Here is a 15182-nt window from a genome sequence, read left to right on the forward strand (position 1 = left end):
AACTCTGCAAGCTGCGCTCCAGAACTCAAACAACAGGAGATCGACATGTCCGATGCAGACGGCAGTCGCTTCGTGATTCGCGACCGTGATTGGCACCCCAAGGCCCTGACGCCCGACTACAAGAGTTCCATCACCCGCTCCCCGCGCCAGGCGCTGGTGAGCATTGCCCAATCGCCCAGTGAAACCGGTGGTCCGGACTTTTCCCAACTGCGCCTCGGACGCCTGGACAACGACCTGCTGCGCAATTTCGACAACGGCGGCTTGCCGGTGGGCGAGCGGATCATCGTCGCCGGGCGGGTATGCGACCAATACGGCAAGCCGGTGCCCCATACTCTGGTGGAAATGTGGCAGGCCAATGCCGGCGGCCGCTATCGGCACAAGAACGACCGCTACCTGGCGCCCCTGGACCCGAATTTCGGCGGAGTCGGGCGGACCCTCACCGATCGCGACGGCTACTACAGCTTCCGCACCATCAAGCCCGGACCCTATCCATGGCGTAACGCTCCCAACGACTGGCGCCCGGCGCACATTCATTTCTCCATCAGCGGTCCGGCGATCGCCACGCGGCTGGTCACCCAGCTGTACTTCGAAGGCGATCCGCTGATCCCGCTGTGCCCGATCGTCAAGTCGATCGCCAGCCCGGAGGCGGTGCAGAGCCTGATCGCCCGGCTGGACATGAGCAATGCCAACCCCATGGATTGCCTGGCCTATCGTTTCGACATCGTGCTGCGTGGCCAGCGCCGGACCCATTTCGAGCACTGCTGAGGAACCCGCCATGCCCGTTCGACTGTTGCCGGAAACCCCCTCGCAAACCGCTGGGCCCTACGTGCATATCGGCCTGGCCCTGGCCGCCGCGGGAAATCCCGCCCGGCCCGAGGAAATTTGCAATCGGCTGGCCAGGGAAGATGCCCCGGGCGAGCACATCCTGCTGTTGGGCCACGTCTACGACGGCAATGGCCACCTGGTACGCGACTCGTTCCTGGAGTTCTGGCAGGCCAACCATGAAGGCATCCATGACCCGATCTTCGATACGGAAAAGCCCTTCAACTGCTTCGGCCGGGCCGCCACCACTTTCGATGCTGGAGAGTGGATCGTGCATACAGTCAAGCCTGGAATTGTAAACAATGCCGCCGGCCTGCCCATGGCACCGCATATCAACGTGCTGCTGTTCGCCCGGGGGATCAACATCCACCTGCACACCCGGTTGTACTTCGCCGATGAGCCGCAAGCCAACCAGCGGTGCCCGGTGCTGAACCTGATCGAGCAGCCGCAGCGCCGGGAAACCTTGCTGGCGCGGCCTTGCGAGGTCGATGGCCAGCGCGCCTATCGTTTCGATGTCCGGCTCCAGGGCGAGGGCGAGACGGTGTTCTTCGATTTCTAGGTCGTTGCCCTGGTGCGCTCCGGCTGGCGGTTCAGCGCGGGTTCCAAGTTGTAGAAGATCTGTAACCGAGGGGGCTGGCAGGCCCCCTCGGCGCTTTCTTTCGCGGCCTGACGCAGCCCATAATCGCCGGCTTGTGAGTGATGGCTGTGAGCCCAGAATGACAATGACCAGTGAACGCTCCGTTGTGCCTGAAAAAGCGGCTCTCGCGCCGCGCAAGAGCCGCAAGAACAACCCGGAAAAGACCCGCGAGAACATCCTCCAGGAGGCGGTTATCGAGTTCGTGCAGCAGGGGCTTTCCGGGGCTCGGGTGGACGCCATCGCCGAGCGTATCCATACCTCCAAGCGCATGATCTATTACTACTTCGGCAGCAAGGAGCAGTTGTACGTCGAAGTGCTGGAGAAGCTCTATGGCGATATCCGCAGCACCGAGAGCCGCCTGCAGCTGACGGAGCTGACGCCACCGGAAGCCATTCGCCGCCTGGTGGAGTTCACTTTCGACCACCATGATCACAACGCTGATTTCGTGCGGATCGTCAGCATCGAGAACATCCACAACGCCGAGTACGTGAAGCAGTCGCAGGTGATCAAGGCGATGAACAACAGCGTCCTGCATGCCCTGGACGAAATCCTCGCGCGCGGAGTCAAGGAGGGCCTGTTTCGCAGGGGGTTGAATGCCCTGATGTGCATTTGCTGATCAGTTCGTTCTGCTTCTTCCGGGTTTCCAATCGCCATACCTTCGGCGAGATCTTCCAGCTCGACCTGCCGGATGAGACGGTCAAGCGCCGGCATCGGGAAATGATCTGCGAATCGGTGCTGCGCTACCTGCAAGCCTGAGTGGTCGCCGGCATTGGCATGGGCCATGGCCGCCCATTAAAATCGCATGCACGAGCCAGCCGGCTCCATGACATTTCCCTCGACAAGGAAGGCTCCATGGGCAACCCCGTCCCCACCCTGAAAATCATCCTGATCCTGATGATCGTCGTCGACGGTTTCTGGTTTGGCGAGCGCTTGCTGTCCATGGCGGGTATCAGCCCGCTCGACTGGCTGCCGACCCAGCTGATCAACCTGCTCGGCATTCTCAGCAGCCTGTTGCTGATCCTCTTCAACGTGCTGTTGCTCGGCCTGCTCTCGCGTTTGCAGCTCAAGTCCGAATGAGCCATCGGCCCCAGGCGCGACCTGTGGCTGATGGCTATGGCAATTGAAAATCATTCTCGACTGACCGTAAGGTGCCCGGCACGCCTACTTGCTGGCGCGCATCCAGCTCAAGTACCAGGCCGGGCTGCTCAACGAGCAGGACCTTGCGCAACTGGCCGGGTACTTCCACCCGGTCCTGCAGCCACTGTCGAGCCTGCGAGGTTGCGACAAGGCCCGCAGGGCCTTCAACAATCGCGCCCCCCACACACTGCGGCCGTTGCGCGCCCGTGCGCAGCCTGCGGCAGCGGCTATCCGGAGCAGGCACGGGACCATGAATGGGCGCCAGAAATGCCAACGGCCGTCACGAGGACGGCCGTAGCGGGGACAGCGGATCAGCGCCGGGTCAGCAGGACCCCGGATTCCATGTGGTGGGTCCAGGGGAACTGGTCGAACAGGGCGCAGCGCTCGATGCGGTGGGTGTCGTGCAACCGGGCGATGTTGGCCGCCAGGGTTTGCGGGTTGCAGGAGATGTACAGGATGTTGTCGAAGCGTCGGGTCAGCTCGCAGGTGTCCGGGTCCATGCCGGCCCGTGGCGGGTCGACGAACACGCTGCCGAACGCGTAGCTCTTCAGGTCCACGCCTTGCAGGCGACGGAACGGCCGTACTTCATTGAGCGCTTCGGTCAACTCCTCGGCGGACAGGCGCACCAGGGTGACGTTGTCCACGGCGTTTTCGCTGAGATTGCTCAGGGCGGCGTTGACCGAGGTCTTGCTGATCTCGGTGGCCAGCACCTTGCGCACCCGGGTGGCCAGGGGCAGGGTGAAGTTGCCGTTGCCGCAGTACAGCTCCAGCAGGTCATCCTGGCGTTCGCCCAGGGCGGCATAGGCCCAGTCGAGCATCTTCTGGTTCACCGTGCCGTTGGGCTGGGTGAAGGCGCCTTCAGGCTGGCGGTAGCTGAAGCTGCGACCGCCCACGTCCAGGCGTTCCACCACGTAGTCCTGGCCGATCACTTCACGCTTGCCCTTGGAACGGCCGATCACGCTGACTTTCAGCTCGGCGGCCAACTGGCTCGCGGCCTGGTGCCAGTGCTCGTCCAGCGGGCGGTGGTAGCACAGGGTAATCATTGCATCGCCGGCCAGGGTGGTGAGGAACTCCACCTGGAACAGCTTGTGGCTCAGGGCGTGGCTGGCTTGCCAGGCGGCCTTGAGCTGCGGCATCAACTGGTTGATGCGCTGGCTGGCGATGGGGAACTGCTCGATGAGGATCGGCGTGCGCTTGTCCTCCTGGGAGAACATCGCGTAGTGGCGCTCGCCGGCTTCGCGCCACAGGCGGAACTCGGCGCGCAGGCGAAAGTGCTGCAGCGGCGAATCGAAGACCTGGGGCTCGGGCGCGTCGAAGGGCGCCAGCAGGCCACGCAGGCGCGTGACCTTTTCCTGCAACTGGGTGCTGTAGCTTGCGGCGTCGAAAGTCATGCGCTGAACCAACCCAGCTTGGCCACGAACAGGATCGACAGGATCACCAGCGGGGCGTTGAGCTCACGGGCGCGGCCGGTCAGCAGCTTGATCGCGGTCCAGGCAATGAAGCCGAAGGCGATGCCGTTGGCGATGGAGTAGGTGAACGGCATCGCCAGGGCGGTGACCACTACCGGAGCGGCGACGGTGATGTCGTCCCAGTCGATTTCCGCCAGGCCCGAGGTCATCAGCACGGCCACGAACAACAGCGCCGGTGCGGTGGCGAAGGCCGGGACGCTGGCTGCCAGCGGCGAGAAGAACAAGGCCAGCAGGAACAGGACCGCCACTACGATGGCGGTCAGGCCGGTGCGTCCGCCGGCGCTCACGCCCGCCGCGGATTCGATGTAGCTGGTGGTGGTGGAGGTGCCCAGCAGGGAGCCGGCCATGGCCGCGGTGCTGTCGGCGATCAGGGCCCGGCCCATCTTCGGCATGTGGCCGTCCTTGCCCATCAGGCCGGCGCGCTTGGCCACGCCGATCAGGGTGCCGGAGTTGTCGAACAGGTCGACGAACAGGAAGGCGAAGATCACGCTCACCAGGCCGATGTCCAGGGCGCCCTTGATGTCCAGCTGCAGGAAAGTCGGGGCCAGGGACGGTGGCATGGAGGTCACGCCGCCGAATGGAGTAACGCCCAACAGGATGGAAACAACCGTCACCGAGAGGATGCCGATCAGCACCGCGCCGCGGACCTTCAGGGCCTCCAGGGCGACGATCATGGCAAAGCCCAGGGTGGCGAGGATCGGCGCAGGTTTCTTCAAGTCGCCCAGGCCGACCATGGTGGCCTGGTTGCTGACCACGATGCCGGCGTTGTGCAGGGCGATCAGCGCCAGGAACAGGCCGATACCGGCGGCGATGGCCGAGCGCAGGGGCAGGGGGATGCTGTTGATGATCCACTCGCGGATCTTGAAGATCGACAGCAGGAAGAACAGCACCGCCGAGATGAACACCGCACCCAGCGCCACTTGCCAGGTATGGCCCATGTGCAGGACCACGGTGTAGGTGAAGAAGGCGTTCAGGCCCATGCCGGGTGCCAGGGCGATCGGGTAGTTGGCGATCAAGCCCATGACGGTGGAGCCGATGGCCGCCGCCAGGCAGGTGGCGACGAACACCGCGCCTTTGTCCATGCCGGTCTCGCCGAGGATGCTCGGGTTGACGAAAAGAATGTAGGCCATGGCCAGGAAGGTGGTAACGCCCGCAAGTATCTCGGTGCGCACGTTGGTGTTGTGTGCCTTGAGTTGAAACAGCCTTTCCAGCATGTCTGCTCCCCGTGGCGCCGCTGGGCGCCGTGAATGTATCGACTCCAACAGCAAAGCACAGACTGCCTGATGCGCCTGTGGATTTGCCTGGGGTCGGGAAAAGCCGCGCATCATACCAGCAGCGTGGGCCAATGGCTGCGATCGTCGTCGATGTTTTGCCGGGTGGGCAAGTAGCGCATACTGCGCCCTGATTTCGAGGGGGATTTATGCGCAGTACAGTGAAAACGACCGTCTTGGCGCTGCTGGGAACCGCGGCCTGCTGGTTCGCCGCCTCGGCCACGGCCGGTTCTGCCGCGCCCTTGAGCCAGGTGGAAATCCTCAAGGTGCTGTCGCCAGCCTGCGGGCTGGAGGATGTCTCCGACGGTCGTGAACGGACCCAGTGCGACCACAGCGGGCCGGGCATCAAGGTCTATGTGCTGGAGATCGGCTATGGCCGCGAGCCCTACGTGACCCTGGACGGCTTCGAGGTCGACGGGACTCGGACCCCGGTGTGCGAAGATGGCTCCAGCTACGAGCCCTGCGCCCCTGGCGGGATCACCGCCGGCTACCTCTATATCTTCGACCTGGCCGATAAGAAGGAAGGCGCCTTCCGTTTCACCAACACTTCGATCAATGCGCCGGGCAACAGCATGAGCGCAGAAATCTACATCAAGTAGGCCGCCGGCGATCCCGGTTCGGCCAGCTAGCCAGCCCGGGTTTGCTCCATTTGTGGTTCGTGCATCCGGTCACGCTGGGCCAGGGTCGGGAATAGCTTGATCCAGGTCCCGGTCACCAGCAGCGTACCGACCCCGCCCAGCACCACCGCCGGCACGGTGCCGAACCAGTGGGCCGTTAGCCCGGATTCGAACTCCCCCAGCTGGTTCGAGGCGCCGATGAACAGGCCGTTCACTGCGCTGACCCGGCCGCGCATCTCATCCGGGGTTTCCAACTGCACGAAGGAGGCGCGGATCACCATGCTGATCATGTCCGCCGCCCCCAGTACCACCAGCACGGCCAAGGAGAACCAGAACGAGGTGGACAGGCCGAAGGCGATGGTCGCCACGCCGAACACCCCGACGGCGGTGAACATCACCCGTCCCACCTTGCGCTCGACGCTGAAGCGCGCCAGCCACAGCGACATCAGCAAGGCACCCACCGCCGGCGCCGAGCGCAGCAGGCCCAGGCCCCAGGGGCCGGTGAGCAGGATGTCCTTGGCGAACACCGGCAACAGCGCGGTGGCGCCGCCGAGCAGTACGGCGAACAGGTCCAGGGAGATGGCGCCGAGGATGTCCGGGCGGCTGCGGATGAAGCGGATACCCGCCAGCAGCGAGTCCAGGGTCGCCTTGCTTTTGTTCAGGGCGGCCTGGCGCGCCGGCAAGTTGAGCATCAGCAGGCAGGCGATCAAGTACAGCACCACGGTCGGGCCATAGACCCAGACACTGCCGAAGGCGTAGAGCAAGCCGCCCAGGGCCGGGGCGACGATGGTCGCCGATTGCTGGGCCGACTGGGCCGCGGCCACCGCCCGGGGAAACAGTGCGGCGGGCACGATGCTTGGCAGCAGGGCCTGGGTGGTGGGCATTTCGAAGGAACGGGCGCTGCCGAGCAGGAACGCTAGGATGAAGATCAGCTCCCGGCTGACGCTGTCGGTCAGGCTGCCGATGGCCAGGGACAGGGCGATCAAGGCTTGCAGCGACTGGCAGATGGCGGCCACGCGGCGCCGGTCGTAGCGGTCGGCCACGTGCCCGGTATGCAGCATGAACAGCACCCGTGGGGCGAACTCCACCAGCCCCACCAGGCCCAGGTCGAGGACGTTGCCAGTCAGTTGGTAGAGATTCCAGCCGATGGCCACGGTGAGCATCTGGAAACCGCTGGCGGTGAAGATCCGGGCTATCCAGAAAGCGATGAACGGACGGTGGTGGCGGAGCAGCAAAGGTTCTGGGCTGGGCATCGGCAGGCAAATCTGAGCGGGGAGTGCCGCGAGGTTACCACCAAGATGTAACCAATAGTTGCGGTCCAGGGAAAATCGTTAGCCGCGCATCTATCTCGCTTCTGGCTCCTTTTTTCGATGACAGTCCCTGTTGCCGCGGCCGCAGGCTCCGGCTGATCGGTCGGACGCCGAAGGTCCTGTGGACCTTGTCGCAGCTTCGCGGGCTCAGCAGCGGCTACGGGGGGATGTGTGCTGGAGAAGTGTCGGGAAACCCCGGTCTTGAGAGGGTGAGGCAAGCTGTCACGCGGCAAATAACCACAGAGTTGCGCACTAAATTTAGGACTACTCTTTTAACGTTGATTGATCCAGATCAAGGCCTTTTTCGAGGATTGGTGTGGTGGCCGCAAGGCCAGGATCCCTGCGTAGCGATGGTTTAAAAGAACGAATCCGAATTCGCCGCACTCCATATCCGTGGGGGCAGTGGGTGCAGGCCTCTGGCCGGCAGCCGGTATTACCTGACAGAGGAAAGCTTATGTTCGGTTTAGAGGCTCTTGATCTCGCCCGAATCCAGTTCGCATTCACCATCTCGTTCCACATCCTGTTCCCGGCGATCACCATCGGCCTGGCGAGCTACCTGGCGGTACTCGAGGGCCTGTGGCTCAAGACCCACGACGATACCTACCGCGATCTCTACCACTTCTGGTCGAAGATCTTCGCCGTCAACTTCGGCATGGGCGTGGTGTCCGGCCTGGTGATGGCCTACCAGTTCGGTACCAACTGGAGCCGATTTTCCGATTTTGCCGGTTCTGTCACCGGCCCCTTGCTCACCTACGAGGTGCTGACGGCGTTCTTCCTCGAGGCCGGCTTCCTCGGGGTGATGCTGTTCGGCTGGAACAAGGTCGGGCGCAAGCTGCACTTTTTCTCCACGGTCATGGTGGCCATCGGTACCCTGATCTCGACCTTCTGGATCCTCTCGTCCAACAGCTGGATGCAGACTCCGCAGGGTTATGAAATCGTCAACGGCCAGGTGATCCCGGTGGATTGGCTGGCGGTGATCTTCAACCCGTCCTTCCCCTATCGCCTGGCGCACATGGCGGTAGCCGCGTTCGTGGCCACGGCGTTCTTCGTCGGCTCCTCGGCGGCCTGGCACCTGCTGCGTGGGCGGGACAACCCGGCGATCCGGCGCATGCTTTCCATGGCCATGTGGATGGCCCTGATCGTGGCCCCGGTACAGGCGGTGATCGGTGATTTCCACGGTCTCAACACCCTCAAGCACCAGCCGGCGAAGATCGCCGCCATCGAAGGCCACTGGGAGAACGTCGGTAACGAGCCGACCCCGCTGATCCTCTTCGGCTGGCCGGACATGAAGGCCGAGAAAACCCGCTTCGCCGTGGAAATCCCCTACCTGGGCAGCATCATCCTGACCCACAGCCTGGACAAGCAGGTGCCGGCGCTCAAGGAGTTCCCGCCCGAGGACCGGCCCAACTCGACCATCGTCTTCTGGTCGTTCCGGATCATGGTCGGCCTGGGCATGCTGATGATCTTCACCGGCCTGTGGAGCCTCTGGCTGCGCAAGCGCGACAGCCTCTACACCTCGCGGCCGTTCCTGTACCTGGCCTTGTGGATGGGGCCGTCCGGCCTGATCGCGATCCTCGCGGGCTGGTTCACCACCGAGATCGGTCGCCAGCCCTGGGTGGTCTACGGCCTGATGCGCACCGCCGATGCTTCTTCCGGGCATAGCCTGGTGCAAATGAGCATCACCCTGGCGTTGTTCGTGGTGGTGTATTTCGCGCTGTTCGGCGTGGGTATCGGCTACATGATGCGCCTGGTGCGCAAGGGACCGGTGACCAACGAAGGCGCCGAGACCAGCCACGGTGGCCCCGGCCGCAAACGCACGCCGGCCCGTCCGCTTTCCGCGGCCGACGATGACGACCACAGCACCAGCCTGAACAAGGGGAATTGAGTCATGGGTATCGATCTTCCGCTGCTCTGGGCCGTGATTATCATCTTCGGCATCATGATGTACGTGGTCATGGACGGGTTCGACCTGGGGATCGGGATTCTTTTCCCGTTCGTCAAGGACAGCCGCGACCGTGACGTAATGATGAACACCGTCGCCCCGGTCTGGGACGGCAACGAGACTTGGCTGGTACTGGGCGGGGCGGCGCTGTTCGGCGCCTTCCCGCTGGCCTATTCGGTGGTGCTCTCGGCGTTGTACATGCCGCTGATCCTGATGCTGGTGGGGCTGATCTTCCGTGGCGTGGCCTTCGAGTTCCGCTTCAAGGCCAAGGAAGCCAAGCGCCATATCTGGGACAAGGCCTTCATCGGCGGTTCCGCGGCGGCCACCTTCTTCCAGGGCGTGGCCCTGGGGGCCTTCATCGATGGCCTGCCAGTGGTCAACCGCCAGTTCGCCGGCGGCTCGATGGACTGGCTGACGCCCTTCACGCTGTTCTGCGGCCTGGCACTGGTGGTGGCCTATGCCTTGCTCGGTTGCACCTGGCTGATCATGAAGACCGAAGGCAAGCTGCAGCTGCAGATGCATGACCTGGCGCGGCCCTTGGCCTTCGTCCTGCTGGCGGTGATCGGCGTGGTCAGTATCTGGACGCCCCTGGCCCATGCCGAGATCGCCGCGCGTTGGTTCACCTTGCCGAACCTGTTCTGGTTCCTGCCGGTGCCGATCCTGGTGCTGGTGACCCTGTACGGGCTGCTGCGGGCCGTGGCACGCAACGCTCACTACACGCCGTTCCTTTTGACCCTGGTATTGATCTTCCTCGGCTACAGCGGCCTGGGCATCAGCCTGTGGCCGAACATCGTGCCGCCGTCGATCTCCATCTGGGACGCCGCCGCGCCACCGCAGAGCCAGGGCTTCATGCTGGTGGGCACCTTGTTCATCATTCCGTTCATCCTGGGATACACCTTCTGGAGCTACTACGTGTTCCGCGGCAAGGTCACCCACGAGGACGGCTATCACTAGCCAGGCGCCGCTCCTCGAGAGGAGCGAAGCTTGCTCGCGATGGCGCCCTTGCAGGCGCCATCGCCTCCCTTTTGAAAGGAGCATTCGATGATGGCTGGTAAACATTCATTGCAGGAAATTGAAGAAGCCGAGAAGAAGCCGCTCTGGCAACGCCTGGGTTGGCTGGCCATGATCTGGGGCGGTAGCGTCCTGGCCCTGTTCCTGGTAGCGAGCCTGATGCGCATGTTCATGAACGCCGCGGGCCTGACCACGCACTGATCTTCAGCACTGCTCATCCCATCCCGTGTCGTGCGGCGCGGTTTACAACCCTCCATTGGAGGGTTTTTTTTGACCTGGGCTTGCTACGTTTTTTCTTTGCAGGCGCAGCCGATGGGCTCGCGATGAGCGAGAACGCGGTGCTTCAGGTATTTCACGGGGATTCATCGCGAGCAAGCTTCGCTCCTACGTGGGCGGGGTTACTTGCGGGCCTTGAGAATGACGAACTTGGGCGTCGCCGCCACCTGTTCGACACCGCGGAACAGCCGGGCCAGCTTGCTGTGATAACCCAGGTGGCGGTTGCCGACGATGTACAGCGCGCCGCCCACCACCAGGGCTTCCCGGGCCTGCTGGAACATGCGCCAGGCGAGGAAGTCGCCCACCACCTGCTGCTGGTGGAACGGCGGGTTGCACAGCACCACGTCCAGGGACTGCGGCTCCTGGCCGGCCAGGCCGTCACCGGGACGGATCACGGCTTCGCGTTCGCCCAGCAGCGCCTGCCAGTTTTCCCGGGCCGATTGCACGGCCATGAACGACTCGTCCACCAGGGTGTAGCGGGCTTGGGGATTGTCCAGGGCACTGGCGATGGCCAGCACGCCGTTACCGCAGCCCAGGTCGGCGACCCGGGCATTGCCCAGGTTCTGCGGCAGATGCGGGAGGAAGGCGCGGGTACCGATGTCCAGGCCTTCGCGGCAGAACACGTTGGCGTGGTTGAGCAGCTCGATGGCCGGCTTGTCCAGGCGATAGCGGGTCGGGTAGGGCGAGGCCAGCGGCGACCTGGCCTCGGCGGTGGCGATCAGCAGGCGGGCTTTCTTCACCGCCAGCGACGCCTGGACCGGGCCGATGTAGCGCTCCAGCAGGTCGCCGGCGGCCCGGGGCAGGTGCTTGACCATGGCCGCGGCCACCACTTGGGCCCCGGGCGTCAGCTGGCCTTGCAGGCGGATCAGTTGCTCCTCCAGCAGGGCCAGGGTTTTGGGGACACGGACCAGCACCCGGTCGAAGGGACCCACCAGGGGGGCACTGGCCGGCAGCACTTGCACGGCATCGAAGGGCAGGCCATTGCGTGCCAGGTTCTTTTCCAGGGCCAGGGCGCCGAGGTAGGAGTCGCCGCTGCTGGTGATCCGGACCTTGCCCAGCAGGCTCGCGGCCAGGGCACCGAAGCTGTCGTTGAGCACCAGCACGCGGCTTTCCTCGGCTGGTTGCTGCTCGGCCAGGTGGTTGAGCAGGTATTCGTCCGCGGCGTCGAAGGCTTGCAGCGGCTCGTTCTGCTGTTCGGGCTGGCGGATCAGGTCGAGCTGGGCGAAGGGGCTGGCAAGCAGGGGCATGGGCGGACTCTAGGTAATAGGTGGGCCTGTCGGCGCGGGAGCGTGGCGGACAGGAGCCTTCGGGCAGCGCTGTTGCAATGCGCGGGCGGGCTTGTGCAAATGCGGCGATTTTACGTTTTTTCGCCGGTGATTGCCCGCCGTCTATGCCACTACAAACCACCGGTGTTTGTGCACGACGCTTTGCGGGACACTAGGAACATCGGTTTTGTGGAGTTCGTCATGACTGCCAGTGAAGAAAAGTACACCCGCCAGACCCTGCTCGATGTCCAGCCGCTGACCCCCAGCCTGTTCACCCTGCGTACCACCCGGGACCCGGGTTTTCGCTTCCGTTCCGGCCAGTTCGCCCGCCTCGGGGTGACCCGGGCCGACGGCAGTACGGTGTGGCGTGCCTATTCCATGGTGTCTTCGCCGTTCGACGAGTTCCTCGAGTTCTTTTCCATCGTCGTGCCCGACGGCGAGTTCACCAGTGAGCTGAGCCGCCTGCGAGAAGGCGACAGCCTGCTGGTGGATCGCCAGGCCTTCGGTTACCTGACCCTGGACCGTTTCGTCGATGGGCGCGACCTCTGGTTGTTATCCACAGGCACCGGCATTGCGCCATTCCTGTCGATTCTCCAGGACTTCGAGGTGTGGGAGAGATTCGAGCGCATCATCCTGGTCTACAGCGTGCGCGAGGCCAGGGAGCTGGCCTACCAGCAATTGCTCGCCGAGTTGCCCCAGCGGGAATACCTGGCCGAAGTTGCCCACAAGCTGCAGTTCATCAGCACCGTTACCCGCGAACAGCATCCGGGCAGCCTCAACGGGCGCATTACCCAGTTGATCGAAAGCGGTGAGTTGGAGCGCGTGGCGGGTCTGGAGCTGAGTCCTGAACACTCGCGGGTGATGCTCTGCGGCAACCCGCAGATGATCGACGACACCCGGGCCCTGCTCAAGCAGCGGGGCCTGAACCTGAGCCTGAGCCGACGCCCGGGACAGGTGGCAGTGGAAACCTATTGGTAGGGGAAAAGCCCCGTGGCCGCTGCTTCGCGGCCACGGGTCGCTACGGCGTGCCTCAGGACTTGTCGTTCTGGGCCTTGAGCAGGTCGCGGATCTCGGTCAGCAGCACTTCTTCCTTGGTCGGAACTGGCGGTTCCGCTGGCGCCACGGCTTCTTCGCGCTTGAGGCGGTTGATCACCTTCACGCCCATGAAGATGGCGAAGGCGATGATGATGAAGTCGATGATGCTCTGGATGAACTTGCCATAGGCCAGGACCACCGCTGGCGTGTCGCCCACGGCCGCCTTGAGGGTGATGGCCAGGTCGGCGAAATCCACGCCGCCGATCAGCAGGCCGATTGGTGGCATGACCACGTCCCCGACGAAGGACGAGACGATCTTGCCGAATGCAGCGCCGATGATGATACCGACGGCCATGTCGACCACATTACCTTTGACCGCGAAGGCCTTGAACTCACTTAACACGCCCATAGGTTATTTCCTTGTTGCAGATGAGGTTGGTTACAGCAGTGTAAGTCAGCAAAAAGCGTTTTGCCGACTCAACTTTCTACAGCTCGCGGCGTATGACCGATATATCGGCGAAGAGTTTAATCAAAGTGCCATCATTTTTCGCGCGCGATATACCTCGCCATCGCCGGTATAACCACAACATTCTGTCAATCAAGCGCTTGCGGGCTTTCTATTTAGCTTTCAAATGTTTAGCCACTAGCCTCTGGCAGGCGTATCGAGATACGCCCTATATAACTAGAGGAATCCGACATGACTGTTTCTATCGGCCTGGGGAGTCTTTCCCCGCGCGGCGTACTGGGCGTGCTTGCCGCCAGTATGCTGTCCCTTTCCGTACAGGCCGCCACACTGACCCGCGACAACGGCGCGGCGGTAGGCGACAACCAGAACTCGCAGACCGCGGGCGCCACTGGACCGGTGTTGCTGCAAGATGTGCAACTGATCCAGAAGCTCCAGCGTTTCGATCGCGAGCGTATCCCAGAGCGGGTGGTGCATGCGCGCGGCACCGGCGCCCACGGCACCTTCACCGTCACCGACAACCTTACCGACCTGACCCGGGCCAAGGTCTTCGCCGCTGGCGAGGTAACCCCGGTGTTCGTGCGCTTCTCGGCGGTGGTGCATGGCAACCATTCCCCGGAAACCCTGCGCGATCCGCGGGGTTTCGCCACCAAGTTCTACACCGCGGATGGCAACTGGGACTTGGTGGGCAACAACTTCCCGACCTTTTTCATCCGTGATGCCATCAAGTTCCCGGACATGGTCCATGCTTTCAAGCCCGATCCGCGTACCAACCTGGACGATGATTCGCGGCGTTTCGATTTCTTCTCCCATGTTCCCGAAGCCACTCGCACTTTGACCGAGCTGTATTCCAATTCCGGGACTCCGGCCAGTTATCGGGAAATGGACGGGAATGGCGTGCACGCCTACAAGTTGATCAACGCCAAGGGCGAAGTGCACTACGTGAAGTTCCACTGGAAGAGTTTGCAGGGCGTGAAGAATCTCGATCCTAAACAAGTGGTCGAGGTCCAGGGGCGCGACTACAGCCATATGACCCATGACTTGGTATCCCATATTAATAAAGGGGACTTTCCCAAGTGGGACTTGTATGTCCAGGTATTGAAGCCCGAGGACCTGGCCAAGTTTGAGTTCGATCCACTGGATGCCACCAAGATCTGGCCCGGTGTTCCCGAGCGCAAGGTCGGGCAGATGGTGTTGAACCGCAATCCGGCCAATGTCTTCCAGGAAACCGAGCAGGTGGCCATGGCTCCGGCCAACCTGGTGCCGGGTATCGAGCCCTCCGAGGACCGCCTGCTGCAAGGCCGGGTGTTCTCCTACGCCGACACCCAGATGTACCGCCTGGGGGCCAACGCCCTGCAACTGCCGATCAATGCGCCGAAGGTCGCGGTGAACAATGGCAACCAGGACGGCGCCATGAACCTGGGGCACACCCAGAGCGGGGTCAACTACCAGCCGAGCCGTCTTGAGCCACGCGAAGAGCCCGCGGCGGCGCGCTACAGCCAATTGGCGCTGGCGGGCAGCACCCAGCAGGCGAAGATCCAGCGTGAGCAGAACTTCAAGCAGGCCGGCGACCTGTACCGCTCCTACAGCCAGAAGGAGCGCCAGGACCTGATCGAGAGCTTCGGCCAATCCCTGGCCGACACTGACGACCAGAGCAAGCACATCATGCTGTCGTTCCTCTACAAGGCCGATCCCGAGTACGGCACTGGCGTGGCCAAGGTGGCCAAGGGCGACCTGGCCCGGGTCAAGGCCCTGGCCGCCAAGCTGGCGGATTGACCTCGACCCGCGTGACGCCCCGGGCGTGACGCGCCTTTCTTTGTAGGAGCGAGGCTTGCCCGCGATGGGTCGCGTAGCGGCCCCGATACCGGTTCTGCCTGGAGCCCTGTGACCCGGGCTGGAGCCATCGCGGGCAAGGCTCGCGCTTACG

General features: G+C 63.3%; 14 protein-coding genes and 1 pseudogene. 10 read left to right on the plus strand and 5 right to left on the minus strand.

The genetic code is table 11. From position 1 onward, the window contains the following. Nucleotides 1-45: 45 nt before the first annotated feature. From pcaH to H7A76_RS09990, 4 genes and pseudogenes are all read left to right on the plus strand, one after another. A complete protein-coding gene (gene pcaH / locus H7A76_RS09975) occupies nt 46-765 on the plus strand; it encodes a protocatechuate 3,4-dioxygenase subunit beta (RefSeq protein WP_185698328.1) in 720 nt (239 codons plus the stop codon). A gap of 10 nt (nt 766-775) precedes the next feature. Continuing rightward, nucleotides 776-1381 (plus strand): protocatechuate 3,4-dioxygenase subunit alpha, encoded by a 606-nt coding sequence (gene pcaG / locus H7A76_RS09980; RefSeq protein WP_185698329.1) that lies wholly within the window; start codon nt 776-778, stop codon nt 1379-1381. Between the two features lie 157 nt (nt 1382-1538). Next, nucleotides 1539-2215, plus strand: a pseudogene (locus tag H7A76_RS09985) (TetR/AcrR family transcriptional regulator). A gap of 96 nt (nt 2216-2311) precedes the next feature. Beyond that, nucleotides 2312-2536 carry a hypothetical protein gene (locus H7A76_RS09990; protein ID WP_185698330.1) on the plus strand — a complete coding sequence of 75 codons (225 nt, stop codon included), beginning with the start codon at nt 2312-2314 and terminating at the stop codon, nt 2534-2536. A 371-nt stretch (nt 2537-2907) separates the two neighbouring features. Here the strand turns inward: H7A76_RS09990 and trmA are convergent, their stop codons facing one another. Next, nucleotides 2908-3987: a tRNA (uridine(54)-C5)-methyltransferase TrmA gene (trmA, locus tag H7A76_RS09995; RefSeq protein ID WP_185698331.1), complete on the minus strand. Its 1080-nt coding sequence runs from the start codon at nt 3985-3987 to the stop codon at nt 2908-2910. Beyond that, nucleotides 3984-5279, minus strand: a complete 1296-nt coding sequence (locus H7A76_RS10000) for an NCS2 family permease (RefSeq protein ID WP_185698332.1) — start codon at nt 5277-5279, stop codon at nt 3984-3986. The genes trmA and H7A76_RS10000 overlap by 4 nt, the downstream gene beginning before the upstream one ends. A gap of 206 nt (nt 5280-5485) precedes the next feature. On the opposite strand from H7A76_RS10000, the gene H7A76_RS10005 reads away from it, so the two are divergent. Then, the gene (locus H7A76_RS10005; RefSeq protein ID WP_185698333.1) at nt 5486-5935 is read left to right on the plus strand and encodes a DUF4879 domain-containing protein; all 450 of its coding nucleotides are present in this window, start codon (nt 5486-5488) and stop codon (nt 5933-5935) included. A 26-nt stretch (nt 5936-5961) separates the two neighbouring features. On the opposite strand, the gene H7A76_RS10010 is transcribed toward H7A76_RS10005, so the two are convergent. Beyond that, on the minus strand, nt 5962-7206 hold the full coding sequence (locus tag H7A76_RS10010; protein ID WP_185698334.1) for an MFS transporter: 1245 nt from the start codon (nt 7204-7206) through the stop codon (nt 5962-5964). A 511-nt stretch (nt 7207-7717) separates the two neighbouring features. Between H7A76_RS10010 and H7A76_RS10015 the strand changes: the two genes are divergently transcribed. The 3 genes from H7A76_RS10015 (at nt 7718) to H7A76_RS10025 (ending at nt 10417) form a co-directional block, all read left to right on the plus strand. Next, nucleotides 7718-9148, plus strand: a complete 1431-nt coding sequence (locus tag H7A76_RS10015; protein WP_185698335.1) for a cytochrome ubiquinol oxidase subunit I — start codon at nt 7718-7720, stop codon at nt 9146-9148. A gap of 3 nt (nt 9149-9151) precedes the next feature. Then, the gene (gene cydB, locus H7A76_RS10020; RefSeq protein ID WP_022641127.1) at nt 9152-10159 is read left to right on the plus strand and encodes a cytochrome d ubiquinol oxidase subunit II; all 1008 of its coding nucleotides are present in this window, start codon (nt 9152-9154) and stop codon (nt 10157-10159) included. A gap of 90 nt (nt 10160-10249) precedes the next feature. Continuing rightward, nucleotides 10250-10417 (plus strand): DUF2474 domain-containing protein, encoded by a 168-nt coding sequence (locus H7A76_RS10025; protein WP_068576418.1) that lies wholly within the window; start codon nt 10250-10252, stop codon nt 10415-10417. Nucleotides 10418-10614: 197 nt separating this feature from the next. Here H7A76_RS10025 and H7A76_RS10030 read toward each other — a convergent pair whose 3' ends face one another. Continuing rightward, complete coding sequence (locus H7A76_RS10030; RefSeq protein ID WP_185698336.1) at nt 10615-11739, minus strand: methyltransferase; 1125 nt, start codon at nt 11737-11739, stop codon at nt 10615-10617. A 219-nt stretch (nt 11740-11958) separates the two neighbouring features. Here H7A76_RS10030 and H7A76_RS10035 point away from each other — a divergent pair, with 219 nt between their 5' ends. Then, nucleotides 11959-12735, plus strand: a complete 777-nt coding sequence (locus tag H7A76_RS10035) for a ferredoxin--NADP reductase (protein WP_185698337.1) — start codon at nt 11959-11961, stop codon at nt 12733-12735. A 52-nt stretch (nt 12736-12787) separates the two neighbouring features. Here H7A76_RS10035 and mscL read toward each other — a convergent pair whose 3' ends face one another. Further along, nucleotides 12788-13201: a large-conductance mechanosensitive channel protein MscL gene (mscL, locus tag H7A76_RS10040; RefSeq protein ID WP_185698338.1), complete on the minus strand. Its 414-nt coding sequence runs from the start codon at nt 13199-13201 to the stop codon at nt 12788-12790. Nucleotides 13202-13489: 288 nt separating this feature from the next. On the opposite strand from mscL, the gene katB reads away from it, so the two are divergent. After that, entirely contained in the window at nt 13490-15031 is a 1542-nt protein-coding gene (gene katB / locus H7A76_RS10045) for a catalase KatB (protein WP_185698339.1), read from the plus strand. The last annotated feature ends 151 nt before the right edge of the window (nt 15032-15182 follow it).

This window comes from Pseudomonas sp. MSSRFD41, from assembly GCF_014230245.1.
GTDB classification, from domain to species: Bacteria; Pseudomonadota; Gammaproteobacteria; order Pseudomonadales; family Pseudomonadaceae; genus Aquipseudomonas; species Aquipseudomonas piscis.